26 protein-coding genes are annotated in these 24,330 nt (G+C 72.0%); 18 read left to right on the top strand and 8 right to left on the bottom strand.

The window, feature by feature from the left end:
- Nucleotides 1-87: 87 nt before the first annotated feature.
- Complete coding sequence (locus BM430_RS34650; protein WP_177303025.1) at nucleotides 88-2,493, bottom strand: hypothetical protein; 2,406 nt, start codon at nucleotides 2,491-2,493, stop codon at nucleotides 88-90.
- A 121-nt stretch (nucleotides 2,494-2,614) separates the two neighbouring features.
- Nucleotides 2,615-3,400, bottom strand: a complete 786-nt coding sequence (locus BM430_RS12085) for a uroporphyrinogen-III synthase (RefSeq protein WP_244539454.1) — start codon at nucleotides 3,398-3,400, stop codon at nucleotides 2,615-2,617.
- A gap of 148 nt (nucleotides 3,401-3,548) precedes the next feature.
- Here BM430_RS12085 and tsaD point away from each other — a divergent pair, with 148 nt between their 5' ends.
- The 5 genes from tsaD (at nucleotide 3,549) to BM430_RS12110 (ending at nucleotide 7,231) form a co-directional block, all read left to right on the top strand.
- Nucleotides 3,549-4,637, top strand: coding sequence for a tRNA (adenosine(37)-N6)-threonylcarbamoyltransferase complex transferase subunit TsaD (tsaD, locus tag BM430_RS12090; RefSeq protein ID WP_093567511.1), 1,089 nt, complete (start codon nucleotides 3,549-3,551; stop codon nucleotides 4,635-4,637).
- Nucleotides 4,634-5,551, top strand: coding sequence for a GNAT family N-acetyltransferase (locus BM430_RS12095; protein ID WP_093567512.1), 918 nt, complete (start codon nucleotides 4,634-4,636; stop codon nucleotides 5,549-5,551). The genes tsaD and BM430_RS12095 overlap by 4 nt, the downstream gene beginning before the upstream one ends.
- Before the next feature lie 95 nt (nucleotides 5,552-5,646).
- Nucleotides 5,647-5,850, top strand: a complete 204-nt coding sequence (locus BM430_RS12100; protein WP_093567513.1) for an antitoxin MazE-like protein — start codon at nucleotides 5,647-5,649, stop codon at nucleotides 5,848-5,850.
- A gap of 11 nt (nucleotides 5,851-5,861) precedes the next feature.
- Nucleotides 5,862-6,239, top strand: a complete 378-nt coding sequence (locus tag BM430_RS12105) for a type II toxin-antitoxin system PemK/MazF family toxin (protein ID WP_093567650.1) — start codon at nucleotides 5,862-5,864, stop codon at nucleotides 6,237-6,239.
- Complete coding sequence (locus BM430_RS12110; RefSeq protein WP_093567514.1) at nucleotides 6,236-7,231, top strand: NAD(P)H-dependent glycerol-3-phosphate dehydrogenase; 996 nt, start codon at nucleotides 6,236-6,238, stop codon at nucleotides 7,229-7,231. Before BM430_RS12105 ends, BM430_RS12110 begins: the two co-directional genes overlap by 4 nt.
- Before the next feature lie 27 nt (nucleotides 7,232-7,258).
- On the opposite strand, the gene BM430_RS12115 is transcribed toward BM430_RS12110, so the two are convergent.
- Nucleotides 7,259-8,935, bottom strand: a complete 1,677-nt coding sequence (locus tag BM430_RS12115; RefSeq protein WP_093567515.1) for a formate--tetrahydrofolate ligase — start codon at nucleotides 8,933-8,935, stop codon at nucleotides 7,259-7,261.
- A 275-nt stretch (nucleotides 8,936-9,210) separates the two neighbouring features.
- Between BM430_RS12115 and BM430_RS12120 the strand changes: the two genes are divergently transcribed.
- From BM430_RS12120 to BM430_RS12130, 3 genes are all read left to right on the top strand, one after another.
- Entirely contained in the window at nucleotides 9,211-9,564 is a 354-nt protein-coding gene (locus BM430_RS12120) for a hypothetical protein (protein WP_093567516.1), read from the top strand.
- A 261-nt stretch (nucleotides 9,565-9,825) separates the two neighbouring features.
- The gene (locus tag BM430_RS12125) at nucleotides 9,826-10,056 is read left to right on the top strand and encodes a DUF6894 family protein (protein ID WP_093567517.1); all 231 of its coding nucleotides are present in this window, start codon (nucleotides 9,826-9,828) and stop codon (nucleotides 10,054-10,056) included.
- 178 nt (nucleotides 10,057-10,234) lie between these two features.
- Nucleotides 10,235-10,837 carry a hypothetical protein gene (locus BM430_RS12130; protein WP_093567518.1) on the top strand — a complete coding sequence of 201 codons (603 nt, stop codon included), beginning with the start codon at nucleotides 10,235-10,237 and terminating at the stop codon, nucleotides 10,835-10,837.
- A 10-nt stretch (nucleotides 10,838-10,847) separates the two neighbouring features.
- On the opposite strand, the gene BM430_RS12135 is transcribed toward BM430_RS12130, so the two are convergent.
- From BM430_RS12135 to dgcN, 4 genes are all read right to left on the bottom strand, one after another.
- On the bottom strand, nucleotides 10,848-11,129 hold the full coding sequence (locus BM430_RS12135; protein WP_093567519.1) for a hypothetical protein: 282 nt from the start codon (nucleotides 11,127-11,129) through the stop codon (nucleotides 10,848-10,850).
- A 10-nt stretch (nucleotides 11,130-11,139) separates the two neighbouring features.
- Nucleotides 11,140-11,457 (bottom strand): EthD family reductase, encoded by a 318-nt coding sequence (locus BM430_RS12140; RefSeq protein WP_093567520.1) that lies wholly within the window; start codon nucleotides 11,455-11,457, stop codon nucleotides 11,140-11,142.
- 225 nt (nucleotides 11,458-11,682) lie between these two features.
- Nucleotides 11,683-12,675, bottom strand: a complete 993-nt coding sequence (gene dgcA, locus BM430_RS12145) for an N-acetyl-D-Glu racemase DgcA (protein ID WP_093567521.1) — start codon at nucleotides 12,673-12,675, stop codon at nucleotides 11,683-11,685.
- The gene (gene dgcN / locus BM430_RS12150) at nucleotides 12,672-13,682 is read right to left on the bottom strand and encodes an N-acetyltransferase DgcN (RefSeq protein ID WP_093567522.1); all 1,011 of its coding nucleotides are present in this window, start codon (nucleotides 13,680-13,682) and stop codon (nucleotides 12,672-12,674) included. Before dgcN ends, dgcA begins: the two co-directional genes overlap by 4 nt.
- A gap of 300 nt (nucleotides 13,683-13,982) precedes the next feature.
- Between dgcN and BM430_RS12155 the strand changes: the two genes are divergently transcribed.
- The 10 genes from BM430_RS12155 (at nucleotide 13,983) to trpC (ending at nucleotide 23,038) form a co-directional block, all read left to right on the top strand.
- Nucleotides 13,983-14,894: an amino acid ABC transporter substrate-binding protein gene (locus BM430_RS12155; RefSeq protein WP_093567523.1), complete on the top strand. Its 912-nt coding sequence runs from the start codon at nucleotides 13,983-13,985 to the stop codon at nucleotides 14,892-14,894.
- Between the two features lie 185 nt (nucleotides 14,895-15,079).
- Complete coding sequence (locus BM430_RS12160) at nucleotides 15,080-15,799, top strand: amino acid ABC transporter permease (RefSeq protein ID WP_093567524.1); 720 nt, start codon at nucleotides 15,080-15,082, stop codon at nucleotides 15,797-15,799.
- Nucleotides 15,800-15,841: 42 nt separating this feature from the next.
- Complete coding sequence (locus BM430_RS12165) at nucleotides 15,842-16,534, top strand: amino acid ABC transporter permease (RefSeq protein ID WP_093567525.1); 693 nt, start codon at nucleotides 15,842-15,844, stop codon at nucleotides 16,532-16,534.
- A 143-nt stretch (nucleotides 16,535-16,677) separates the two neighbouring features.
- Nucleotides 16,678-17,406: an amino acid ABC transporter ATP-binding protein gene (locus BM430_RS12170; protein ID WP_093567651.1), complete on the top strand. Its 729-nt coding sequence runs from the start codon at nucleotides 16,678-16,680 to the stop codon at nucleotides 17,404-17,406.
- Between the two features lie 321 nt (nucleotides 17,407-17,727).
- The gene (locus tag BM430_RS12175) at nucleotides 17,728-18,297 is read left to right on the top strand and encodes a sigma-70 family RNA polymerase sigma factor (RefSeq protein ID WP_093567526.1); all 570 of its coding nucleotides are present in this window, start codon (nucleotides 17,728-17,730) and stop codon (nucleotides 18,295-18,297) included.
- 29 nt (nucleotides 18,298-18,326) lie between these two features.
- A complete protein-coding gene (locus BM430_RS12180; protein WP_093567652.1) occupies nucleotides 18,327-19,106 on the top strand; it encodes an anti-sigma factor family protein in 780 nt (259 codons plus the stop codon).
- Between the two features lie 34 nt (nucleotides 19,107-19,140).
- Nucleotides 19,141-19,851 (top strand): Bax inhibitor-1/YccA family protein, encoded by a 711-nt coding sequence (locus tag BM430_RS12185; RefSeq protein ID WP_093567527.1) that lies wholly within the window; start codon nucleotides 19,141-19,143, stop codon nucleotides 19,849-19,851.
- Nucleotides 19,852-20,324: 473 nt separating this feature from the next.
- On the top strand, nucleotides 20,325-20,945 hold the full coding sequence (locus BM430_RS12190) for an anthranilate synthase component II (RefSeq protein WP_093567528.1): 621 nt from the start codon (nucleotides 20,325-20,327) through the stop codon (nucleotides 20,943-20,945).
- A gap of 46 nt (nucleotides 20,946-20,991) precedes the next feature.
- Complete coding sequence (gene trpD, locus BM430_RS12195; RefSeq protein WP_093567529.1) at nucleotides 20,992-22,005, top strand: anthranilate phosphoribosyltransferase; 1,014 nt, start codon at nucleotides 20,992-20,994, stop codon at nucleotides 22,003-22,005.
- Between the two features lie 184 nt (nucleotides 22,006-22,189).
- Complete coding sequence (gene trpC / locus BM430_RS12200; RefSeq protein WP_244539455.1) at nucleotides 22,190-23,038, top strand: indole-3-glycerol phosphate synthase TrpC; 849 nt, start codon at nucleotides 22,190-22,192, stop codon at nucleotides 23,036-23,038.
- A 122-nt stretch (nucleotides 23,039-23,160) separates the two neighbouring features.
- Here the strand turns inward: trpC and BM430_RS12205 are convergent, their stop codons facing one another.
- Nucleotides 23,161-24,045, bottom strand: coding sequence for an alpha/beta fold hydrolase (locus tag BM430_RS12205; protein WP_093567531.1), 885 nt, complete (start codon nucleotides 24,043-24,045; stop codon nucleotides 23,161-23,163).
- Nucleotides 24,046-24,330 lie beyond the last annotated feature (285 nt).

Consider the following 24,330-nt stretch of genomic DNA (forward strand, 5'->3'; position numbering starts at 1 on the left):
AGCCCCGGGATGTCACGGCGGCCGCCGTGGCGGCCGCACCGGAAACGGGCGCCGCTCCCATCCCGGAGGATGGAAGCGGGCGGAGCCTCAGCGGGTCGCCGGGCCCTGGAGGGCCGCGAAGGAGGCGGCGAGCCGCGCCCGAGCGGCCTCGCCGGCCGCCGCGCGGGCCTTCAGGCGCTTGCCGAAATCGCCGGCCTCCTGGCGGGCCTGCTCCGGCAGGGCGTCGAAGGCTTGCGCCGCCTCCGCCACCGCGCCGCGGGACAGGGCGTCCTGGACCTTGGCGACGCCCGCCTCGGTCGGGTCGGCGGCATTGCTCGGCGCCGGGGCCGACCCCTCGCTCCCGACCTTGCGCACCGAGACGATCGACTCGGCCATGCTGGTCAGCTTGTCGGTGATGCTGCCGCGCTCGGCCACCGCCCGCTGCCGGGCGGCGAGGGCCGCCGCGTTCAGCTTCGCGGCGACGGGCTGGAAGCTCTGGGCGAGCGACGCCGCGGTCGGCGCGCCACTCTGGGCGAAGGGCTCCAGCGGCGCCAGCGCCCCGGCCTGGCCGGGATCGAGCTGCTTCAGGGTCGCGAGCGCGTCGGCGTAGGGGGCGCCGGTGGCGAGCGCGCTGGCGATCCGGTCGGACGCCACCACCCGGAGCGCCGCCTGGACGCTGCTCGCCTCGGCCCGTCCCTCCACCGCCTTGGCGAGGTCGGCGAGGCGCTGGTCGACGGTCTTGCCGCGGGCGTCGACGGATTGCTGGAGCGTGTCGAAGCGCTGGTCGGCGGCCTTGGCCCGGCCGTCGAGGGTCTGGCGCAGCTCGTCGAGGCGCTGGCCAAGCGCCTTGTCCGCCTGCTCGTCGGCCGCCGCGCGGGTTCCGAGATCGGCCTGGAGCGCCTTCAGCCCCTTGTCGAGCCCGTCGATGCGCTGGCGCAGGCCCGCATCGCCCCCCGCGCGACCCTGGAGGTCGGCGAGCTGCTTCTCGATGCCCTGGAGGCGGGCCGGGTCGATGCCGGCGGCGGCGGTCGGCGTCGCGGTCTGGCTCGGGGCCTGGGCCGCGGGCGCTGCCTGAGCGGGGGCCGCGGCGGGCGCGGCCTCCGCCTTGCGCAGGGCCTCGTCGGCGCGCTGGCCCGCATTCTTGGCCGCGGCGTCGGCGGCGCGCACCGCGTCCGGCAGCGGGCGCAGGGTCGATTCGAGCAAGCCGATGCGGCGGTCGAGGGCCTGGACGCTGTCGCGGGGCGCGAGATCGGCCAGGCGCTGCTCCAGCGGCACGGTGCCGGCCGCGTCGGTCTCGGGCGCCGCCGGCTTCGGCAGGTTGAGGCCGTAGAGCGGGCCGTAGGTCGTGGCGCCGTAGAGGAGGCCCGCGCCGACCACGCCGCCGAGCAGCGAGGCGGCGAGCAGCGAGCCGAACCCGGCGCCGGACTTTGATCCCGAATTGGCCTGCGGCGCCGTGGCGGCGGCCGGGATGGCGCTCGTGCTCCGGGCGGCCTCGGGCTTCGGTGCGTCCTTCGGCGGCGTCGTGCCGGTCCCGCTCGTCTGCGGGCCCGTCTTGGGCACCGCCGAGAGCGTCGCGCCGGCCGGGCTCGCCGGGTTCGGGCGCGAGCCCGCCGAGGCGGCCCCCGCCGTCGCGCCGGTGCCGGCGGCGGGCGACTTCGTGTCCGAGGGTTTCGAGTCGACGGGCTTCGAATCGAGGGGCTTCGCGTCCAGGGGCTTGCCCGCTTCCGGCGGCTTGCCGCCGGGACTGCCGGTCACCGGCGTACCGGGCTTCGCATCGGCCGGCTTTGCATCGCCCGGCTTGGCGTCGCCGACCTTGAGCGGGCCGCTGCCGGGGCCGGTGACGACGGTGCCGGTCGCGGGCTTCGGGGCGCCGCCCGTGGCGGACGGGGCTGTGGACGTGGCCGAAGCGGGACCCGTCGCGGAGGGCGGCGTACCGGTCTTGCCGTCACCCGGCTTCGCGTCGGTCGGCTTGATATCCGCGGGCTTGATATCCGCGGGCCTGGCCTCGCCCGGCTTCGCGGTCGTGGTCGCCGTCGCGCCGACGGTGGGCGTCGCGGAGCCCGCGGGCACGCCGCCGGCCGGCTTCGGCGCCGAGGCGCCGAGCGGCGAGGCCGGGACGGAGGCCGCACCGGTCGGGCCGGGCTTCGGCACGTCGGTCGGCTTCACCTCGGCCGCCTTCGGCGGTTCGCCGGGCTTCACGGCCGCGGTCGCGGGAGCGGTCGTGCCGGGCTTCGCCGCCTCGGTCTTGGCAGCATCCGTCTTGAACGCATCCTTGGCCGCCTCGGCCGGCTTCGCGGGTCCGGTGCTGCCCGGTCCGGTGCTGCCGGGCCCGGTCTTGCCGGGTTCCGTCTTGCCCGGCTCGGCCTTGCCCGGCTCGGTCTTGCCAGGCTCGCTCTTGGGCGCGTCGGGCACGCGGGTGGCCTTCAGGTCGATGATCGGCCCATCCGCCGGGTTGCCGCCGCGCCCGCCCGGACGGTTGCGCGAATCCTTCTGGTCCTTGTCGGAGGGGGTCACGGCCGAAGATCCTCACCTGTGGGTCCGGGCCGGGGCGCGCCGGACGGCGGCCTGATCGGCGCGGCGTGAGCGCGACCGCGGGGCAGGATCCCGCCCGGGCCGCGCATGGGTTGATCGTCCCTTAGCATCGCTCCCGGCCCGGGCGAAGGGCCGGCGACGCCTCTGCGTCACTGTCCTGTCGAATGGGGTGCAGGCCGGCCAGCAGGGCCTCTTCGTCCGGCCGCGTCGCGACGACATGGGACAGGATCCCCGCCGCGACCAGGGGCGCGGCCACGTCCGCCGACAGGCAATGATGCGCCACGCGCGAAAACGCCGCCTCGCGCCCCGCCGCCCGGGCGAGGCCGAGCGCCGTCGCGGCGCTGCGCCGGGAATAGTGCAGGGCCGCGTCGAGGCCGTCATGGCCGAGCGCCTCCGCCACCGGCTCCGGCAGGGCCGGCAGGGCCCGGGCCGCGTAGGCGACCCAGACCGTGAGCCGGTAGCCGCGGGCGGCCAGCGTGTCGCCCGGTTCGTCCTTGCGCTCGCGCCCGGCGGCGTGGAGGAGCCGCGCGCCCCGCGGCAGCGACCGGCCGATCAGGTCGGCGAGGGCGAGGGCGTCGCCCCCCGCCTCGTGGACGGGCGCGAGCCCCGCCGCCCGGGCGGCGTCGGCCGTGCGGGCGCCGACGCAGTAGGCCGGCAGCACCGCGAGAGGAGACCCCTCGAGGGCCGGCACCGCGCTCGCGCTGGTCAGGACCAGGGCGTCGAACGGGCCCTCCGGGGCCGGCGCGCCGCTCGGCGCGAGGTCGAGGACGGGGGCGAGGAGCGGTCGGTGGCCGAGGGCCGCGACCCGCGCGGCCGTGCGCGCCCCGGCCGGCAGCGGCCGCGCGACCCAGACCCTGAGGGCGGTCCCGCACGCCGTCGCCGGCGTCACGCACCCTCCCCTCATGCGCCCTCCCTCATGCATCCGACCCCTTGTGAAACCGACCCCTTGGCCGACCCGGCGCCGGCGGGTTATCTGAAGGGCACCATACCGGCCGCCGCGCGGCGTGCCAGCCCCCTCGCGAGACCAAGCCCACACCATGAACGTCCTCGGGATCGAGACCACCTGCGACGAGACCGCGGCCGCGATCGTGACGGTGGAGGAGGACGGGCGCGGCGCGATCCGCTCCAACGAGGTGCTGAGCCAGATCGCCGAGCACGCCGCCTATGGCGGCGTGGTGCCGGAGATCGCCGCCCGCGCCCATGTCGAGGTGCTGGACCGGCTCGTCGCCCGGGCGCTCGACAATGCCGGCATGCGGCTGTCCGACCTCGACGGCATCGCGGTCGCGGCGGGGCCGGGGCTGATCGGCGGCGTGCTGGTCGGACTCGTCACCGGCAAGACCCTGGCGCTGGTCGCGCGAAAGCCGCTCATCGCCGTCAACCACCTCGAGGCCCACGCCCTCACCGCCCGGCTCACCGACGGCCTCGCCTTCCCCTACCTGCTGCTGCTCGCCTCCGGCGGCCACACCCAGCTCGTGGCGGTCAAGGGCGTCGGCGAGTACGTGCGCCTCGGCGGCACCATCGACGACGCCATCGGCGAGGCCTTCGACAAGGTGGCGAAGCTCTTGGGGCTCGCCTATCCGGGCGGGCCGGAGGTCGAGCGCGCCGCCGAGAGCGGCAACCCGGAGCGCTTCGCCCTGCCGCGGCCGATGCTCGGCCGGCGCGAGCCGAACTTTTCGCTGTCGGGCCTCAAGACCGCGCTCAGGATCGAGGCCGAGCGCATCGCGCCCCTCACCAACCAGGACGTTGCCGACCTCTGCGCCAGCTTCCAGGCGGCGGTGGTCGACGTGGTGGTCGACCGGGTGCGGGTGGCCCTGCGCGATTTCGGCCCCGTCGCCGGCCATCCGACCGCGCTGGTGGCGGCCGGCGGCGTCGCGGCGAACGGCGCCCTGCGCCGCGCCCTCGCCCACCAGGCCGGCGAGGCCGGGCTGCCCCTCGTCGCCCCGCCCCTGCCGCTCTGCGGCGACAACGGCGCGATGATCGCCTGGGCCGGCATCGAGCGCCTGCGCCTCGGCCTCACCGACGACATCACCGCCCCGGCCCGGCCGCGCTGGCCCTTCGCCCAGGCGAAGGAGATTGCCAAGGACCCGGCCAAGGATTCCGCCCAGGCCGAGACCGCCGCCGGATGACCCCCGCGGAGGCCGAGGCGCAGCAGCGCCGCTGGCGAGACCTGGTCGACGAGCGCCTGCCCGCAGCGGCGGCCGCGCACCCGGACTGGCCGGTCTCGCGCAACCACTGCTTCGCCCGCATCCTGCTCGACAACGCCTGCGGCGGGCCCTGGCGCGAGAGCGTCGCCCCGCCCGCCTGGGCCAACATGCCGCCCGAGCGCCTGGCCGTCGCCCTCGGCCTCGGCGAGGCGGTGCTGGCCGGGCGGCAGGACCTCGCGGTGCTCAACCACCGCTCGCTCCTGTGGCGGCGCAAGGTCCGGCGGCCGCCGCCGCCCGCGCGCCTGCCCGGCGACGATTTCACCTTGCGGCGCTGGCGGCTCGCCGACGACGAGCCCTTCGCGGCGCTCTGCGCCGATCCGGAGGTGATGCGGTTCTTCCCCGCGCCCAAGACCGCCCGCGAGAGCCAGGCCGAGGCGCGGGCGCTGGCCCGGCGCTTCGACGAGGACGGGTTCGGTCCCTGGGTGGTCGAGGCGCCGGAGGGCTTCGTCGGATTCGTCGGCTGCTGGCGCCCGGCGCGGCCGCTGCCCCTCGGGGACCTGATCGGCCGAGAATCGAGCCTCAACGCGACGGGCCTCGTCGAGATCGGCTGGCGCCTCGCCTGGCCCGCCTGGGGCCGGGGCTTCGCCGTGCGCGGCGCCCGCCTGGCGCTCGCCGACGTCTTCTCCCGCTGCGCGCTTCCCGAGGTCGTCGCCTACACCGCCGACGTGAACGCGCCCTCGCGCCGGGTGATGGAGCGCCTCGGCATGAGCGAGGTCGGCGGGTTCGCCCATCCCGGGCTGCCGGAGGGGCACGAGCTCCGGCCGCACCGGCTGTACCGGCTGACGGCGGCGGATTTCCTTAGCGGTGGCGGGACGGTCGACGGTCGCCTACGATAGGCCTTGCTCGCGCGGCGCTCTGAGATTCAAGCTTCGGCATGTCTCGCGAGAAGCCGTTCGCCCCTCCGACCGCGCGAACGATCTGGAACCCAGCCATGTCCCACCCCAAGCCTTCGAGACCGCCCCGCCGGGCGAGCCCCGGTCCGGATCAGCGGCGCCTCGAGATCCTCGTGCCGGACGTTCGTGCACCGGCCTTCCGGCATGAAGCACAGCGGCAGGCGGCCGCGGTTGCCGCGAGCCGGCAGGCGCGAGACGACCAGGATTTCATCGACGCGATTTCAGCCGATCCCGAACATTGATCGACGTCGGCGTGACGCGAGGGGATATCTGGACCGTCTCAGGCGGCAAGGACTACGCCGGCAAGCCGCGCCCTGCCGTCATTCTCCAGGATGATGCATTCGCGGCAACCGATTCCGTCACGATCTGCGCTTTCACGACAGACCCTACGGACGCACCTTTGTTCCGACTTCCTATCACTCCGAACGACGGCAATGGCTTGCGGGCGCCTTGCCGACTGATGGTCGACAAGATCACGACCGTGCCGCGGCACAAGATCGGGACGTTGATCGGCCGCCTGGATCCGGCAGACATGAGACGGCTCGACGAAGCCGTGCTGCTTTTCCTCGGACTCGCCGGTGCCCTGCCGAGCAGCGGCCCCGCTCACGCTCGCGGTGGGCGGACATCATGACCGCCATCGGCCCGATCGCGGTCCTGGGCGGCGGTGCCTGGGGCACCGCCCTCGCCAACGCCGCCGCGGCGGCGGCGGAGCGGCCGGTGATCTTGTGGATGCGCGACGCCGAGGGCGCCGCCGCCATGGCCCGCTCGCGCGAAAATGCCCGCCACCTCCCCGGCGTGGTGCTGCATCCGGGCGTGCGCCCGACCGCCTCCGCGGCGGACCTCGCCGCCGCCGAGGCGGTGCTGGTGGTGACGCCGGCTCAGACCCTGCGCGGCGTGCTGGGGACCCTGCATCCGCACCTGAAGCCGGACGCCGCCCTGGTGCTGTGCGCCAAGGGCATCGAGCGCGGCACCCACGCCTTCCTCACCGACGTCGCCGCCGAGGCCGCGCCGGGGGCGCCGATCGCGGTCCTGTCGGGCCCGAGCTTCGCGGCGGACGTCGCCCGCGGGTTGCCGACCGCCGTGACGCTGGCGAGCCGCGACGGCGCGCTGGCGGCGCGGCTCGCCGCCGCCCTGTCCGGGCCGAGCTTCCGGGTCTATCACGGCAGCGATCCGCGCGGGGTCGAGATCGGCGGGGCGGCCAAGAACGTGCTCGCCATCGCCTGCGGGGCGGCGATCGGCCGGGGCCTCGGCGAGAGCGCGCGGGCGGCCCTGGTCGCCCGCAGCTTCGCCGAACTGATGCGCTTCGCCCGCGCCTGGGACGCCCGGCCCGAGACCCTGATGGGTCTCTCCGGCCTCGGCGACCTCGTGCTCAGCGCCGCCTCGGCGCAGTCGCGCAACTTCGCCTTCGGCGAGCGCCTGGGACGGGGGGCGAGCCTGGAGGAGGCCGCGGGCGGCAAGCTCGCGGAAGGGGCGCTGACCGCGCAGGGGCTGGTGGCGCTCGCCCGGGAGCGGGGGGTCGAGATGCCGGTGGCCGAGGCGGTGGCCGGGCTGCTCTCCGGGACGCTCAGCCTCGACGCGGCGATCGCGGACCTGCTCAGCCGGCCCCTGCGGGCCGAGATCTGAGCAGGCCGAAAGCGATGATCGGCGGTCCTAGAACAGCCCCTCGATGCGTCCCTCGGCGTCGAGGTGGATGCCCTCCGCCGCCGGCACCTTCGGCAGGCCGGGCATGGTCATGATCTCCCCGCAGATCGCCACCACGAAGCCGGCCCCGGCCGAGAGGCGCACGTCGCGCACAGCGACCACGTGGCCGCTCGGCGCGCCCATCAAGGTCGGGTCGGTGGAGAACGAGTACTGGGTCTTGGCCATGCAGACCGGCAGGCCGCCATGGCCGGCCTGCTCGAACGCCGCGAGCTTGCCCGCCGCCTTCGATTCCACCTGGATGTCGGCGGCGCCGTAGAGCGTCTGCGCCACCGTGCGGATCTTGTCCTCGAGCGGCATCGCGTCCGGGTACACGAAGCGCGGCGCGGAAGCCGGGCCGGCATCGGCGAGGTTCGCGACGGCGTGGGCCAGGCCCTCCGCCCCGGCGCCGCCCTCGGCCCAGTGCCGGCAGGTGATCGCCTCGACGTCGAGGCGGTCGCGGCAGAGCGCCTTGAGGGCCGCGTGCTCGGCCTCGGTGTCGGCGTGGAAGTGGTTGACCGCCACCACCACCGGCGCGCCGAAGCGGCGCACGTTCTCGACGTGGCGGGCGAGGTTGGCGAAGCCCCGCTCCAGGGCCGGCACGTTCTCGGCCCCGAGCTCGGACTTGGCGACGCCGCCATGCATCTTGAGGGCGCGCACGGTGGCGACGATCACCACCGCCGAGGGGCTCAACCCCGCCTGCCGGCACTTGATGTCGAAGAACTTCTCCGCCCCCAGATCGGCGCCGAAGCCGGCCTCCGTCACCACGTAGTCGCCGAGCCTGAGGCCCGCCCGGGTCGCGATCACCGAATTGCAGCCGTGCGCGATGTTGGCGAAGGGCCCGCCATGGATCAGCGCCGGGCTGCCCTCGAGGGTCTGGACGAGGTTCGGCTGCAGCGCGTCCTTCAGCAGCACCGTCATCGCGCCGGTGGCCTTGAGGTCGGCGAGCGTCACGGGCTTGCGGTCGCGGGTCTCCGCCACGACGATCCGGCCGAGGCGGGCCTCCAGGTCGGGAAGGTCGCGGGCGAGGCAGAACACCGCCATCACCTCGGAGGCGACGGTGATGTCGAACCCGTCCTCGCGCGGGTAGCCGTTGGCGACGCCGCCGAGGCTCTGGGTGATGCTGCGCAGGGCCCGGTCGTTCATGTCGAGGACGCGCCGGAACGCCACCCGGCGCAGGTCGATGCCGAGCGGGTTGCCCCAGTAGACGTGGTTGTCGATCAGCGCCGCCGCGAGGCTGTGGGCCGAGGTGATGGCGTGGAAATCGCCGGTGAAGTGGAGGTTGATCGCCTCCATCGGCACCACCTGCGCCTTGCCGCCGCCGGCCGCCCCGCCCTTCTGGCCGAAGCAGGGCCCGAGCGAGGGCTCGCGCAGGCAGATCACGGTCCTGCGGCCGATGCGGTTGAGGGCGTCGCCGAGGCCCACCGTGGTGGTGGTCTTGCCCTCGCCGGCCGGGGTCGGGCTGATCGCCGTCACCAGGATCAGCTTGCCCTCCGCTCTCGCTTCGAGGCTCCGGATATGGGCGTGGTCGATCTTGGCGATGTGCCGGCCGTAGGGGTGCAGGGCCTCGTCGGGGATGCCGAGGCGCTCCGCAATCGCGGTGATCGGCTGCAGGGTGGCTGCGCGGGCGATCTCGATATCGGTCGGCATTGGGTCCCGATCGTTGTTCTGGAGCCGTGAGGGGGGCGGCTTGGCGTGGCAAGGATTCTAGGCGGAGGCCGCCCTTGTCGAAAAGATCAAATCGCTTGAGCAGGATGCTCAGAAAAATTGAAGCCCCTCGCGGCGGTTGCGAACAGGATCCGGGGTGAGGCAGAGGGCCGTCGCCGGGCCGTTAGGCATGTCGGCAGATCGGCCGCGCCGGTCGGCAAACGCTTCACGATTGCCCCCCAGAGTGGCGCCGTCGTCGGGGTGAGAGGGGGAACGGGATGGCCTTCTGGCTGCGGGCCGGGCTGGTGATCGGCGCGATCTACTACCTGTCGCCGCTGCGCCTCGACGAGGCGCCCGCCCCCGCCCGGACGGCGCAGGCAGCCCGGGCACAGGGCGCGACTGCGCTCCAGGACTCCACGCTCGGGGAGATCGCCGGGCCGGTCCTCGCCGCAATGCCCGGCGAGATGCGCGCCCGGATGGTCGAGGCCACAATGGCCGAGGCCGGGCGCGCCCTCGGGACGGGCCTGCGCGCCGCGATTCCGGAGGCGGGCCGGTCGCCCTCCCGCGACACCCTCACGGCCCACGACCGGCAGCCCGCCTGGCGCGGTGCCGCCGAGCGGGAGACCCATTGACCTCCGCGCGATCCCGGGACGACGCGGCGACCATCGCGGGGCAAGGATCCAGCGGCATAGTCCTTTACTGGGCAAATTACTAGACCGAAAGGCCTATGCCTCGCGGCAAATCGCAAGCGGAACTTTGGCCGGCTCCCTCCGTTTCTGAATTGTGAAGCTAACAAGTGGTCATTGCCATTGCTGCGCGGCCCCGGGCGGTCGACCGGCAAGGCGATGGTTTTTCTCATCCATGTCCTGACAACACTTCGAGTCCGATCCGCCGTGCCGCGCTACTTCTTCGATATCATGGATTCGACGCAGAGCGTGCCGGACGAGGCCGGGCTCGATTGCCGCGACCTCGGGGAGGCGCACAACCAGGCGCGGATCCTGATCGCCGACGCGATGAACGGCCCGGAGGCGACGCGGATCGACTGGCGCGCCTGGCGCGTCGAGGTGCGCGACGAGGCGCGGGACTTGGTCTTCACCGTGCCCTTCCCGCCCCGCAGCGACTGAGCCCTCGCGGCGATGTTTCTGCGGTCTATCCCCAGGACGGATCGCCTTCCCGGAGCACAGGGGCTAACATCTGACAGCTCCGTCCCTATACTCAATGGGAGTTCTGTGGATCCGGCTGCCCCTGGTGGCGGCCTGCGACGGGCCGGAGCGTGTCCGGCCGCGCCGGGAAGGCCGTTCGATGTTCGAGACCGAGGAGGAGGTTCCGGCCGGCCGCGTGGTCGAGACCCTGGAGATCCTTCTGCACGCGCCGCCCTTTTTGCGCTCGCCGAAGCTCGCGCGCTTCCTGCGCTTCGTCGTGGAGGAGGAGCTGGCCGGGCGCGGCGCGACCATCAAGGCCTATACCATCGCCACCCAGGCCCTCGGCCGGAACCCCGATTTCGACCCGAGCCTCGATCCCAGCGTGCGCGTCGAGGCCGGGCGCCTGCGGCGGGCGCTCGACGACGCCTACGCCCAGCACCCGGCGGGGCTGGACGTGCGCATCACCGTCCCGGTCGGTGGCTACCGGCCGCGGTTCGGCCTCACGGATGCGGCGGCGCCCACCCCGGAGGATTCCGTCGAGGCGGAGCCCGGGGACCCACCCCCGCCGGTGCAGCGAGACCGGGCCGCAACGGAGGCGCCCCGCCCCACGGTGGCCGGGTTCAGTCCCCGCGCCCAGGCGACGGTCATCGCGCTGCTCGCCGGCATCCTGCTGGTGCTCTGCATCGATCTCGGGCTGACCGTGAGCGCGCGCCTCACCTCCGGTCCCGCGGTCCCGCGCGACGTCGCCGTGCGGGGCCGGTGATGCGGGACCCTCAGGTCCAGCGCGTCGCGAATCGGGCGAGGTCCGCGGCACTGCCGAAGGCGACGACCCCCAGGGTGCGGGTCTCCTCCGGCCAGCCCGGGAACGGCGCGTAGGTCAGCGCGCGCCGGCTGAACGCGGTGCTCGGCGCCTCGGCGGCGGCCCAGTCCCGCACCTCCGGCGCGAGCGCGTCGGGATCGTCCGGCGCGACCAGACCGGACCGCTCGCGCAGGGCCAGGACGTAGGGGCCGAGATCCGGGTGCTGCTCGCGCAGGACCTTGACGATGTCGATCATGACCGACGCGTCAGAAGCTCTGCGGCTCGTTGATCTGCACCACGGGTTGGCCCTTGAAGAAGTTCGGGATGTCCCCGAAGATCTCCTTGCCGTGGGCCGCGCCCGCCTGCTTGAAATCGTCGAGGGAGCGGAAGGTCAGGAGCGCGATCACCTGGAACGGCGCCGGGCTGCCGTCGGGCGTACCGCTCGCCTTGACCACCTCGGCCTTCTCCAGGCCCATCGAGGACCAGCGCTCACGCACCAGCGGCATGTGGTGCTTGAGGTAGTAGTCGAGGTCGAAGGGCTGGGCGTCGGCGCCGCCCGGATACATCACGCTGACCAGGATCATGGCGTTCTCGTCTCTCCCGGAGGTGGGACCCGTTCCCGGTCCCTTCGTATGAACGTCGGTTCGATTTCCTGACGGAATCGACATCCGCCATGTCTTTCCGGGCTCCGCTTTCGCGGCCCCGGAATGACCCGGAGGGTGTCGCCTCCGTCGATCGAACCCGACGACGACGCAGTGAGCCCCGTTTCGGTCCCGGGTGCAAGCGCCCGAAACCTGCCCAAAGGTCGCTCATCCCCAGAGGGCCGGCTCCGGCGGATGGATCAGGCTGCCCTCGAACACCAATCCGGGCTCGCGGTCGCGGGCCAGCAGCAGCGGGCCGTCGAGGTCGACGAAGTCGGCGAAGCCGGAGAGCAGCATCGCCGGGGCCATGGCGAGCGAGGTGCCGAGCATGCAGCCGACCATGATCGACAGCCCCCGCGCCTTCGCATCCTGCGCCAGCCGCAATGCCTCGGTGAGGCCGCCGGCCTTGTCGAGCTTGATGTTGATCGCATCGTAGCGATCTCTGAGTGCGTCGAGGTCGACGTCGCCGTGCAGGCTCTCGTCGGCGCAGATCGGGATCGGCCGGGCGATCCGGGCGAGCAGCCCGTCGTCGCCCGCGGGCAGCGGCTGCTCGATCAGCTCGACGCCGGCCGCCGCGCAGGCCGCGAGGTTGGCCTCGATCGTCTCGGGCGACCACGCCTCGTTGGCGTCGACCACGAGGCGCGCATTCGGCGCCCCCCGTCGCACCGCCGCGATCCGCTCCGGGTCGCCGGCGCCGCCGAGCTTCACCTTCAGGAGCGGGCGGGAAGCCGCGACGTGGGCCGCCGCCGCCATCTCCTCCGGGCTGCCGAGGCTCAGCGTGTAGCAGGTCGTGACCGGCACCGGCGCCGGGATCCCGGCGAGCACATTGGCCAGTTCATGGGCGGGCTTGCCGGCGCGCTTCGCCTCGAAATCCCACAGGGCGCAGTCGAGGGCGTTGCGGGCGGCGCCCGCCGGCATCCGCCCGGCGAGTTCCTGCCGGGTGAGGCCGGCGGCCAGCGCCTCGGCCTGCCGGTCGATCAGATCGCGCACGCCCTCCACGGTCTCGCCGTAGCGGGCATAAGGCACGCACTCGCCCCGGCCGGTGACGCTGCCGTCGGTGACCGTGGCGGTCACCACCACGGCCTCGGTCCGGCTGCCGCGCGAGATGGTGAAGGTGCCGGCGATCGGCCAACGTTCGATCGTCGTCGCGAGCCGGATCACGCCGGGAACTCCGACACGAGGCGGTCGACCAGTCCCTCGACCCCGAACCGCACCGGATCGGTCGCAGGCAGGCCGTGCTCGGCGGCGAGTTTGTCCAAGAGCGCCCGCGCCTCCCCCTCCGCCAGGGCCTGGGTGTTGACCGCGATGCCGGTCGGCCGGATGTCCGGGTTGGTGAGCCGGCCGAGCTGCACCGTGAGGTCGATCACCTCCCGGATGCTCGGCAACGGATGCTTGACCCCGCGCATCGTCGTGCGGGTCGGCTCGTGGCAGACCACGAAGGCGTCGGCCTGCGCCCCATGCAGCAGGCCGAGGCTGACGCCGGCGAAGCTCGGATGGAACAGCGAACCCTGGCCCTCGATCAGGTCCCAGTGGTGCGGCGCGGCGGCCGGCGCGATCCACTCGACGGCGCCGGAGATGAAGTCGGCCACCACCGCGTCGATGGCGACGCCGCGGCCGGAGATGAACACCCCGGTCTGGCCGGTGGCGCGGAAATCGGCGTCGAGGCCGCGGTCGCGCATCCCCTTCTCGAGCGCCAGCACGGTGTACTTCTTGCCCACCGAGCAGTCGGTCCCGACGGTGAGGAGCCGCCGGCCCGGACGCCGCGTGCCCTTGCCGGTGTCGAAAAGCTGGTCGGAATGGCGCACGTCGTGGAGCTGGCGCCCGTGGCGGGAGGCGGCCGCGGCGATCTCCGGCACCGAGCCGAGGCGGGTGTGCAGGCCGCTCGCCACGTCGAGCCCGGCCTCCAGCGCCTGGACGATGGTGGCGATCCAGTGCGGCGGCAGCACGCCGCCGGCATTGACCACGCCGACGATCAGCGTGCGGGCGCCCTTGGCGACGCCCTCCTGGATCGTCAGGTCCGGGATGCCGAGATCGGCGGCGCAGGCAGGCAGGCGCAATTGCCCGACGCACCATTCGGGCCGCCAGTCGACGATGCCGTAGGCGGTCTTGGCGGCGAGCCGGTCGGGCACGTCGCCGAGGAACATCAGGTAGGGCGTGGCGATCTGCATCGGTCTCGTCGGTCCGTCGTCGCGGGGATCGGGCAAGAGTCGGGCCGAAGGCGGTCGGGCCCGGCGGCGGCACCTTCGCGCGGGTGGCTGCAGGGTGCAACAGCCCGCTGCGAGGGACTGCCAGGACGAGGCGGTGCCGGCGAGCGGCCCCGGTTGGCCCGCGCCTTGCCCGGGGCGCAGCGGGCACAACCCCCGGTCTGCGCAATCAGGCTCCGTCCGGCCGCCGCACCATCCCCAACCCGACCCTTGACGCCAAGATCGCCGTGACGGACTAGGTCTGTGCCCAAAAGGAGAGCACGAATGCGTTTGAGAAGCCTGCTTCCCGTCCTGCTCGCCGGCCTGGCGGCCTCCGCCGGCGCCGCTTCGGCTCAGGACCTCACCGGGACGCTGAAGAAGATCAAGGAGACCGGGCAGATCACGCTGGGCACCCGCGACGCGTCGGTGCCGTTCTCCTACCTCGACAACAACCAGAAGCCGGTCGGCTTCGCGATGGACATCTGCTACAAGATCGTCGACGCGGTGAAGACCGAGCTGAAGCTCGACAAGCTCGAGGTCAAGCTCAACCCGGTGACCTCGGCGACGCGCATCCCGCTGATCGCCAACGGCACCGTCGACCTCGAATGCGGCTCGACCACCAACAACGCCGACCGGCAGAAGCAGGTCGCCTTCACCAACACCCACTTCCTCACCGCCAACCGCTTCGTCACCAAGAAGTCGAGCGGCCTGACGAAGTTCGAGGACCTGAAGGGCAAGACCGTCGTGTCGACCTCGGGCACCACGAACATCAAGCAGATCAACGAGTACAACGCCGAGAAGAAGCTCGGCATCACGATCCTGCCGGCCAAGGACCACGCCGAGGCGTTCCTGATGGTCGAGACCGGCCGCGCCGCCGCCTTCGTGATGGACGACGTGCTGCTCGCCTCGCTCGCCGCCGGCTCGAAGGAGCCGGGCGCCTACGTGATCTCGACCGACGCCCTGTCGAAGCCCGAGCCCTACGGCATCATGCTCCGCAAGGACGACGCGCCGTTCAAGAAGGTCGCGGACGCCGCCACCGCCGCCTTCTACAAGAGCCCCGAGGCTCAAGTGACCTACGACAAGTGGTTCATGAAGCCGATCCCGCCGCGGGACATCAACCTGAACCTGCCGATGAGCGACGCGCTTAAGAGCGCCTTCGCCAAGCCGAGCGACAGCCCGGACCCGGCCGCCTACTGACCTGACGCCGGGCGCCGCCCCGCTCAACGAGGCGGCGCCTCCCCGAAATCCTCCTCCCCCGGCACTTTTCCCTGTGCCTCGACCGCGCCCACCCTCGCCCGGGCCGGAAAAGCGTATACCATCGCCGCCAAGACAGCCTCGACCAAGCCGAACAGACGCAGCCGAACGCACCCGGAAGACAGGGCATGAACTACAACTGGAACTGGGGCATCTTCTTCGAGGCGTCGCCCGAGGGGACCGGCACCTACGGCGACATGCTGCTGTCGGGCTTGGTCTGGACCATCGTCACGGCGCTCTGCGCCTGGGTCATCGCCTTCGCGGTCGGCTCGGTGATCGGCGTGCTGCGCACCCTGCCGAGCCGGGCTGCGCAGGCTGTCGGCAACGCCTATGTCGAGCTGTTCCGCAACATTCCGCTCCTCGTGCAGATGTTCCTGTGGTTCTTCGTGCTGCCCGAGGTGCTGCCGGAATCCTGGGGCACCTGGCTGAAGCAGCTGCCGAACGCGCCGTTCTACACCGCGGTGGTCTGCCTCGGCTTCTTCACCGCCTCGCGCGTCGCCGAGCAGGTGCGGGCCGGCATCCAGGCCCTGCCGCGAGGCCAGCGCATGGCCGGCACGGCGCTCGGGCTCACCACCGCCCAGACCTACCGCTACGTGCTCCTGCCCAACGCCTACCGCATCATCCTGCCGCCGCTGACCTCCGAGTTCCTCAACAACCTTAAGAACACGTCGGTGGCGCTGACCATCGGGCTCCTGGAGCTGACCGCCCGGGCCCGCGCGATGCAGGAATTCTCGTTCCAGGTCTTCGAGGCCTTCACCGCCGCGACGATCATCTACATCATCATCAACCTGCTGGTGGTGACCGCCGCCGGGCTGATCGAGCGCCGCGTCGCGGTGCCGGGCCGCTGATCGTCTGAGTTTTCGAGCAAGATTATCGGATACGGGCCTGCGATGTTCTCGAATTTCGATTTCGGCGTCATCCTCAATTCCTGGCGCTACCTGTTCTTCGACGGGATGACCTTCACGCTGACGCTGACCGCGCTGGCGGCCGTCGGCGGCGTGATCCTCGGCACGCTGATCGCCATGATGCGGCTCTCCGGCCTGCCGGTGCTGCCGCAGGTCGCCAAGGCCTACGTCAACTTCATGCGCTCGCTGCCGCTGGTGCTGGTGATCTTCTGGTTCTACTTCCTGGTGCCGTATATCGGGCAGTGGATCATCGGGGCGGAGCGGCCGATCCAGGTCGGCGCCTTCTCGTCCTCGCTCATCACCTTCACGCTGTTCGAGGCGGCCTACTTCTCCGAGATCATGCGGGCGGGCATCCAGTCGATCCCGAAGGGACAGGCGGCGGCGGCCTCGGCGCTCGGCCTCACCTACTGGCAGTCGATGAGCAACGTCATCCTGCCCCAGGCTTTTCGCAATATGCTGCCGGTGCTGCTGACCCAGACCATCGTGCTGTTCCAGGACACCTCGCTGGTCTACGTCCTGTCGATCACCGACTTCCTCGGCGCCGCGTCCAAGGTGGCGCAGCGCGACGGCCGCCTCGTCGAGATGTACCTGTTCGCGGCGGTCGTCTACTTCGCCGTCTGCTTCATCGCCTCGCTCCTGGTGCGCCGCCTGCAGCGCCGGGTCGCCATCATCCGATAGGGTTTGCCGCCATGACCTCTTCCGCGAATCCGCCCGTCAGCCCCGCTTCGGAGCCGCAGGCCACGTCCGCGGCGGCGCCGGCCTCCGGCCCCGTCGGGACCCTGCTCACCGATCCGCCGCCGGTGGCGGCCACCGGCGGGTCGATGATCGCCATCGACAACGTCTCGAAGTGGTACGGCGACTTCCAGGTGCTGACGAACTGCACCACCTCCGTCTCCAAGGGGGAAGTGGTGGTGGTCTGCGGCCCCTCGGGCTCCGGCAAGTCGACGCTCATCAAGTGCGTCAACGCCCTCGAGCCGTTCCAGAAGGGCCAGATCACCGTCGACGGGACGCAGATCGCCAACAAGAAGACCAACCTGCCCAAGCTCCGCTCGCGGGTCGGGATGGTGTTCCAGCATTTCGAGCTGTTTCCGCACCTGTCGATCACCGACAACCTGAACCTCGCCCAGCGCAAGGTGCTCGGCCGGTCGAAGGACGAGGCGCAGGCCAAGGGCCTGGCGCTGCTGGAGCGGGTCGGCCTCAAGGCCCACGCCCACAAGTATCCGGGCCAGCTCTCCGGCGGCCAGCAGCAGCGCGTCGCCATCGCCCGGGCGCTCGCCATGAACCCGATCGTGATGCTGTTCGACGAGCCGACCTCGGCCCTCGATCCCGAGATGGTCGGCGAGGTGCTGGACGTGATGGTCGAGCTTGCCCGCGAGGGCATGACCATGATGGTCGTGACCCACGAGATGGGTTTTGCCCGCAAGGTCGCGCACCGGGTGATCTTCATGGACAAGGGCGAGATCGTCGAGGACGCGCAGAAGGAGGAGTTCTTCGGCTCGCCCCGCAGCGAGCGCGCCCAGACCTTCCTGTCGCGGATCCTGTCGCACTGAAGACGCGCGGAACAACCCCTCCCCCCTCTGCGGGGGAGGGTGGCGAACGCAGTGAGCCGGGAGAGGGGCAGCGCGACGCTGATCCAGCCTGCGCCCGTTATGGCGTGCGCGACCTCTCCGGAAGCGGCGTCCCCTCTCCCGACCCCTGCTGACGCAGGGGCCACCCTCCCCCGCAGAGGGGGGAGGGTTGGAGCGGCGCATCTCTGATGCCCACCTGTCCGCACCCAGCTGATCCATCGCCGATCACGCGGATGTGATCCCGTCCGGCAAGAGGTGCGAGGAACGCGGGATTAGACCGGGGCCGGTGATCGTTCACCTCATATGATGCTTCGCAAGCGCCCCGACGTCCTCGACCTTCTCGTGCCGCTCCGGCGCTACGCCCGGTCCCTGACGCGCGATCCCGCGCAGGCCGACGACCTCGTGCACGACACCCTCGTGCGCGCCCTCGAGCGCCAGGGTACCCTGCGCCCGGGGACCAACCTGCGCACCTGGCTGATGACGGTGCTGCACAACGCCTTCATCGACGACCAGCGCCGCCGCAAGGTCGAGGCGCGCTACGCCGACGCCCTCGGCCACATCGTCGAGGAGGCGACGCCGCCGGCCCAGGAAGGGCATGTGCGCCTCGCCCAGGTGCGCGAGGCGTTCCAGCGCCTGCCGGCGGAGCAGCGCGAGGCCCTGCACCTCGTGACGATCGAGGGGCTGGCCTACCAGGAGGCCGCCGACGTGCTCGGCATCCCGATCGGCACGCTGATGTCTCGCCTCGGGCGGGCTCGGGCGGCCCTGCGCACCATCGAGAGCGGCGGCGGCTCGCGCCTGCCGGCCCCGGAGGACGCGCCGGAGCGGCCGCGCCTGCGCGTTGTCGAGGGCGGAAATACCGCGAGGGCGTCGTGATGCATGGCGAGCAGTCACCGGAGGCGACCATGGATCCGATCACCGAGGCCGACCTGAACGCCTATATCGACGGCCAGCTCGATCTCGGCCGCCGGATCGAGGTCGAGGAGCACCTCGCGGCGCGGCCCGAGGTGGCGGCCCGGGTGATGGCCGACCTGCACACCCGCGATGCGCTGCGCGCCGCGTTCGGGCCGGCCGAGGGCGCGGCCGTTCGGTCCGGGCCTTCCCCCGAGCGCCTCGCCGCCGCTGCCCGCCGCCTCGACCGGGCGCTGACCTGGCGCCGCATCGGCGCGCGGCTCCAGCGCGCCGCGGTGATCGCCATGCTGGTCGGGACCGGCTGGCTGCTGCACAACGAGACCGGTGATTTCGGCGTGCAGAACACCATCGCGTCGACGCACTCCCCGGCCTTCGTCGAGGAGGCGCTCCAGGCCCGCCAGGCCGCCCTGGTCCGTGCCCGGGTGACCTCGCAGCGCCCGACCCCGGCCTATGACCGGCGCGAGGTCGAGGCGGCAACCGGTATCGCCCTGCCCGACCTGCCGTCGGACTGGCGCGTCGACGACATGCAGATCTTCCCCTCGCGCAGCGGCGCGGGCGTCGAGGTTGCGATCGATGCCGGCACCCTCGGCAAGGTCGCGCTCTTCGCCACCCGCAGCGCGGATGCGGAGGCGAGCGCCCCCGCCATCGTCCGCTCGCCGGAGGCCGTCACGGTCTACTGGAAGGTCGGACGCGGCGCCTACGCGCTCAGCGGGTCGGGGAACGAGCCCGATCTCGGCCGCGCCGCCGCCACCCTGGCGGCGCTCCGCCACTGATGTCACCCGCCACCATCCCGGAGCACTCTCCCCGATGAACACCCCCTACGCCTGGCAGACCCACGCGGCCCCCGCCGGTGCGGTCTTCGACGAGGGCCTGCGGCGGCACATGCTGCGGGTCTACAACACGATGGGCCTCGGCCTGGCCCTGACCGGCCTGGTGGCGCTCGGCGTATCCTCGACCCCGGCGCTCTACAAGCCGCTCTTCGGCACGCCGCTGAAATACGTCGTGATGCTGGCGCCGCTGGCCTTCATCATGGTGCTGTCGTTCCGCGCCGACCGGATCTCGGCCGCCACCGCCCACACCCTGTTCTGGACCTTCTGCGGGGTGATGGGGCTGTCGCTGGCCTCGATCTTCATGGTCTTCACCGGCACCAGCATCGCCCGCACCTTCTTCATCACCGCGGCGATGTTCGGGGCGACGAGCCTCTACGGCTACACCACCAAGCGCGACCTGTCGCGGATGGGCTCGTTCCTGGTGATGGGCCTGATCGGCCTCGTCATCGCCAGCCTGGTCAACATCTTCCTGGCCTCGAGCGCGCTGCAATTCGCCATCTCGCTCATCGGCGTCGTGATCTTCACCGGGCTCACCGCCTACGATACGCAGTCGATCAAGGAGCAATACGCCGAGAACTGGGGCGAGGAAGCCACGTCCAAGCTCGCGGTGTTCGGGGCGCTGTCGCTCTACCTGAACTTCATCAACCTGTTCCAGATGCTGCTGAGCCTGACCGGCGAGCGGGAATAGCCCCTTCCCTCCACCACGGACGGACCCTCGACTTCACCCGCCTGTCCCGCGAGGGATGGGCGGGTTTTTTGTGTGCGGCGGCGCCTGACGACCTGTTCGTCCGGCACGACGAAGTGACAGTGCTCTTCCGTAGGATAGATCCGTCGATAGCCAAAACCGTGTTGAAGCCCTCAGTGTCATTCCGGGGCCGCGCAGCGGAGCCCGGAATCCAGATCCGCGGACAGTTCAGAACAGAGCGGTACACAATCCGCTTCTTCCGGGACGAACTGAGGTTCTGGATTCCGGGCTCCGCTGCGCGGCCCCGGAATGACCCGGAGGGTATCAAGTCCGTCGCGCTGAGACGGGAGCAGCGTGCCGAAGCCGTCACGGACTTGCGGATGGTCCTCACGATAGAATCCCGGCGCCCCGGCGCACGCCGCCCCCTTGACCTCCCGCCGCCCCAAGCCCCACACCGCGCCCGCGAGAGGCGCCCCATGTCCGACATCCTGGTTATCGACAATTACGATTCCTTCACCTGGAACCTCGTCCACCTGATCGGCCCGCTCGCCGGTTCGGTCGAGGTGGTGCGCAACGACGCGATCACCGTCGAGGAGATCCGCCGCCGCGCGCCCGACGCCCTGGTGCTCTCCCCCGGGCCTTGCACGCCGAGCGAGGCGGGGATCTGCCTCGACGTGGTGCGGGAGTTGAGCGGCGAGATCCCGATGCTCGGCGTCTGCCTCGGCCTCCAGGCGATCGGCCAGGCCTTCGGCGGCGACGTGGTGCGGGCGCCGGCGCCGATGCACGGCAAGGTCTCGCAGGTGCAGCACCGGGCGAGCGGGCTGTTTCGCGGCATCAACGGCCCATTCGCGGCGACGCGCTACCACTCGCTGATCGTCGAGCGGGCGACCTGCCCGCAGGACCTCGTGGTGACCGCGGAGGCCGACGGCCTCATCATGGCGCTGGAGCACGCGGAACGGCCGGTGCACGGGGTGCAGTTCCACCCCGAGAGCATCCTGTCGCAGCATGGCGAGACCATGGTGCGCAATTTCCTCGACCTCGCGGCGGCCTGGAATGGCGAGGCCCGGGGTGACAAGCGCGGCCCAGATGTGCATTGACGGGGTCGGGCGGTAAGCCCGCGCTGAGATCAGGCCCGTACACGTCATGGACTCGTTCAAGCCCTACCTGGCGAAGGTCGCCACGGGCGCCGCGCTGACGCGCGAGGAGGCCCGCCGCGCCTTCGACCACCTGCTCTCCGGCGAGGTGACGCACGCCCAGGCCGGCGCCTTCCTGATGGCGTTGCACGTCCGCGGCGAGGCTCTGGACGAGATCACCGGGGCCGCCGGGGCACTGCGCGAGCGCATGACCCGGGTCGCGGCGCCCGAGGGCGCGATCGACATCGTCGGCACCGGCGGCGACCATTCGGGCAGCTACAACGTCTCGACCCTGGCGGCGATCGTCACCGCCGCCTGCGGCGTGCCGGTGGCCAAGCACGGCAACCGCGCCGCCTCGTCGCGCTCCGGCGCCGCCGACGTGCTCTCGGCCCTCGGGGTCGGCATCGGCCTCGCCCCCGACCACCTCGCCCGCTGCCTGTCCGAGGCGGGCCTGTGCTTCATGTTCGCCCAGTCGCACCATGCCTCGATGCGCCACGTCGCGCCGGTGCGGGTCGAGATCGGCACGCGGACGCTGTTCAATGTGCTCGGGCCGCTCTGCAACCCGGCCGGGGTCCCGGCGCAGCTGCTGGGCGTCTACGCGGCCTCGCTCGCCGAACCGATGACCCGGGTGCTGGCCGAGCTCGGCAGCCGCCGGGTCTGGACCGTGCACGGCTCGGACGGGCTCGACGAGATCACCACCACCGGCCCGACCGCCGTGGTGGCCCTGGAGGACGGGGCGATCCGCCGCTTCACCATCGACCCGCGGGAGCTGGGCCTGCGCCTCGCCCAACCCGAGGAACTGCGCGGCGGCGATCCGGCGCACAATGCCGGGGCGCTCCGCGACGTGCTCGACGGCGCCCGCACGCCCTATCGCGACATCGGCATGCTCAACGCCGCGGCGGCCCTGATGGTCGCCGGGCGCGTCGACAGCCTGCAGGACGGCATGGCACGCGCCGCCCAGGCGATCGACACCGGCGCGGCGCGGGCGGTCCTGGAGCGCCTGGCGGCCGTCTCCCACGCGTGAGCCACCCGCCGATTCGGCGGAAACCCAGTACTCGCTCAGCGGAGGTGCCCGGTGCAACTCTGCTCACGTCTTGGTCTTGCATCTTATGAGTCGCCGAACCGGTGACTCCTTCGGCACCGGGCGGTCACGACCGGCACAGTGATGCATGACGTCCCCGATACGCTCCCGAGGGGAGGATACGGCCTTGTCCGACACCGATACGACGTCTCCCGACGGCGAGGACCGGCCGCGCCCGGCCGACGTGCTCGCCCATATCGAGGCCTACAAGCGGCGGGAGATCGCCGCGGCGAAGCTGCGCGTGCCGCTCGCCGAACTCGAGAAGCGCGCCGCGAAGGCCGCCCCGCCGCGCGGCTTCGCCGACGCGATCGCCGCGCATGTCGCGCAGGATCGCTTCGCGCTGATCGCCGAGATCAAGAAGGCCTCGCCGTCCCGCGGCCTGATCCGCGAGGATTTCGACCCGCCGGCGCTCGCCCGCGCCTACGAGGCGGGCGGCGCCACCTGCCTGTCGGTGCTCACCGACGAGCCGTCGTTCAAGGGCAAGCCCGAGTACCTGACGGCGGCCCGCGACGCCTGCGCCCTGCCGGTCCTGCGCAAGGACTTTCTGTTCGAGCCCTACCAGGTGGTCGAGGCCCGGGCCTGGGGCGCCGATTGCATCCTGGTCATCATGGCGAGCCTCGACGACGAGGAGGCCACCGCGCTCGTCGAGACCGCCCACGACCTCGGCATGGACGTGCTGGTCGAGGTGCATGACGAGGCCGAGCTCGCCCGCGCCCTGCCGCTCGGCACCCGGCTCATCGGCGTCAACAACCGCGACTTGCGCACCTTCAAGGTCTCCCTCGACAACGCCGTGCGCCTGAGCCCGCTGGTGCCGGCGGACCGGATCCTGGTCGGCGAGAGCGGCATCGGCAGCCATGCCGACGCGCAGGTGCTGGGCCGGGCCGGCATCCGCACGCTGCTCGTCGGCGAGAGCCTGATGCGGCAGGACGACGTGACGGCGGCGACGAAGCGGCTGCTGTTCGGCGATCAGGCCTGAGCCGAAGGACTAAGCAGACTTGCGTTGGCACGCCAACGCTTCGTCCGCTTAGGTTCTTGTTAGGTTCTTGTTTTTTCGCAGGTTTTTATCACAAAACCGGCGGCCACTTTCGCGAAACCTGCTTAGGCGCTCCCGGCGGTCAGGAAGCCGATCAGGGCTTCGTTGACCGCCTGCGGCTCCTCGTGCTGGAGCCAGTGGGTGGCGGCGGGGAAGTACCGCACTGCCCCGTCCGTGCAGAGGCGCAGGCTCTCGGCGGCGAGGCCGCGTTCGAGCGCGGTGTCGTGCTCGCCCCACAGCACCAGGGTGGGCAGCCGGATCGGCCCGGTCGCCGCATCCCGGGGCAGCCGCAGGGCGCGATACCAGTTCAGCATCGCGGTGATCGCGCCGGGGCGGCGCCAGGCGGCGGCGTAGAGGTCGAGGTCGTGGGGCGAGAAGGCGCCGGGCCGGCTCGACCGGGTCAGGGCGCGGCGGAGCGCAGCGCAATCGCCGGCGCGCAGCAGCGCCTCGGGCAGGCCGGGGAGCTGAAAAAGCCCGACATAGAAGCTCCGCAGCGCCTGGCTCGGGTGTCGGCGGGCATAGGCGCCGAAGACGTCCGGGTGCGGCGCGTTGAGGATCGCCACCCGCTCGACGCGGTCGGGATAGCGCGAGGCCACCCACCAGGCGACGAGGCCGCCCCAATCGTGCCCGACGAGGCGGAACCGCGCTCCGTGTTCGGGATCCTGCCCCAGGGCGTCGGCGAGCCCGATCACGTCCTCGGCGAGGCGGTCGAGGTGGTAGGCGGAAATACCCTCGGGCCGGCTCGATTGGCCGTAGCCGCGCTGGTCCGGCGCCACCACCCGCAAGCCCGCCGCCGCGAGCGGACCGATCTGGTGCCGCCACGCCCACCAGGTCTCGGGGAAGCCGTGCAGCAGCAGGGTGAGCGGCCCGTCCGCCGGGCCGGATTCGGCGATGTTGAGGGTCAGGCCGCGGACCGGGATGCGGCGCGTCGTCGGGTCGGTCGGCGTCATCGCGGTGGCTCCTTACGTGTCCCGACACGTGTCTCGACGGGCGAGAGCGAAACGCGGTGGTCGCGGATCCCGGTGCTTGACGCTGCGTGAGGCGTTGCGTCGCGGCATCACCTGCGTCGCGGATGCCACAAAACGCGAGCGAGCCCTTGCCAGCGAAGCGGGCAGGGCTTAGCTATTGAGTGGCAACGCGGCGATGGCGTCGCAGCGTTGCTGCCCTCTTTGGGCGTTTCCTCCCTAGACTTGGGCCACACCTCGCGTGTGGCCTTTTTTCTTAGGTGCGAGGGC

The organism is Methylobacterium sp. 174MFSha1.1, assembly GCF_900116815.1.
Lineage (GTDB): Bacteria > Pseudomonadota > Alphaproteobacteria > Rhizobiales > Beijerinckiaceae > Methylobacterium.

Excerpts from the sequence above, each read along its gene's own strand:
- tsaD (WP_093567511.1), top strand. The coding sequence starts at position 3,549 with ATGAACGTCCTCGGGATCGAGACCACCTGCGACGAGACCGCGGCCGCG.
- BM430_RS12095 (WP_093567512.1), top strand. The coding sequence starts at position 4,634 with ATGACCCCCGCGGAGGCCGAGGCGCAGCAGCGCCGCTGGCGAGACCTG.
- BM430_RS12100 (WP_093567513.1), top strand. The coding sequence starts at position 5,647 with ATGTCCCACCCCAAGCCTTCGAGACCGCCCCGCCGGGCGAGCCCCGGT.
- BM430_RS12110 (WP_093567514.1), top strand. The coding sequence starts at position 6,236 with ATGACCGCCATCGGCCCGATCGCGGTCCTGGGCGGCGGTGCCTGGGGC.
- BM430_RS12115 (WP_093567515.1), bottom strand. The coding sequence starts at position 8,935 with ATGCCGACCGATATCGAGATCGCCCGCGCAGCCACCCTGCAGCCGATC.
- BM430_RS12120 (WP_093567516.1), top strand. The coding sequence starts at position 9,211 with ATGGCCTTCTGGCTGCGGGCCGGGCTGGTGATCGGCGCGATCTACTAC.
- BM430_RS12130 (WP_093567518.1), top strand. The coding sequence starts at position 10,235 with ATGTTCGAGACCGAGGAGGAGGTTCCGGCCGGCCGCGTGGTCGAGACC.
- BM430_RS12135 (WP_093567519.1), bottom strand. The coding sequence starts at position 11,129 with ATGATCGACATCGTCAAGGTCCTGCGCGAGCAGCACCCGGATCTCGGC.
- BM430_RS12140 (WP_093567520.1), bottom strand. The coding sequence starts at position 11,457 with ATGATCCTGGTCAGCGTGATGTATCCGGGCGGCGCCGACGCCCAGCCC.
- dgcN (WP_093567522.1), bottom strand. The coding sequence starts at position 13,682 with ATGCAGATCGCCACGCCCTACCTGATGTTCCTCGGCGACGTGCCCGAC.
- BM430_RS12155 (WP_093567523.1), top strand. The coding sequence starts at position 13,983 with ATGCGTTTGAGAAGCCTGCTTCCCGTCCTGCTCGCCGGCCTGGCGGCC.
- BM430_RS12160 (WP_093567524.1), top strand. The coding sequence starts at position 15,080 with ATGAACTACAACTGGAACTGGGGCATCTTCTTCGAGGCGTCGCCCGAG.
- BM430_RS12165 (WP_093567525.1), top strand. The coding sequence starts at position 15,842 with ATGTTCTCGAATTTCGATTTCGGCGTCATCCTCAATTCCTGGCGCTAC.
- BM430_RS12170 (WP_093567651.1), top strand. The coding sequence starts at position 16,678 with ATGATCGCCATCGACAACGTCTCGAAGTGGTACGGCGACTTCCAGGTG.
- BM430_RS12175 (WP_093567526.1), top strand. The coding sequence starts at position 17,728 with ATGATGCTTCGCAAGCGCCCCGACGTCCTCGACCTTCTCGTGCCGCTC.
- BM430_RS12180 (WP_093567652.1), top strand. The coding sequence starts at position 18,327 with ATGGATCCGATCACCGAGGCCGACCTGAACGCCTATATCGACGGCCAG.
- BM430_RS12185 (WP_093567527.1), top strand. The coding sequence starts at position 19,141 with ATGAACACCCCCTACGCCTGGCAGACCCACGCGGCCCCCGCCGGTGCG.
- BM430_RS12190 (WP_093567528.1), top strand. The coding sequence starts at position 20,325 with ATGTCCGACATCCTGGTTATCGACAATTACGATTCCTTCACCTGGAAC.
- trpD (WP_093567529.1), top strand. The coding sequence starts at position 20,992 with ATGGACTCGTTCAAGCCCTACCTGGCGAAGGTCGCCACGGGCGCCGCG.
- BM430_RS12205 (WP_093567531.1), bottom strand. The coding sequence starts at position 24,045 with ATGACGCCGACCGACCCGACGACGCGCCGCATCCCGGTCCGCGGCCTG.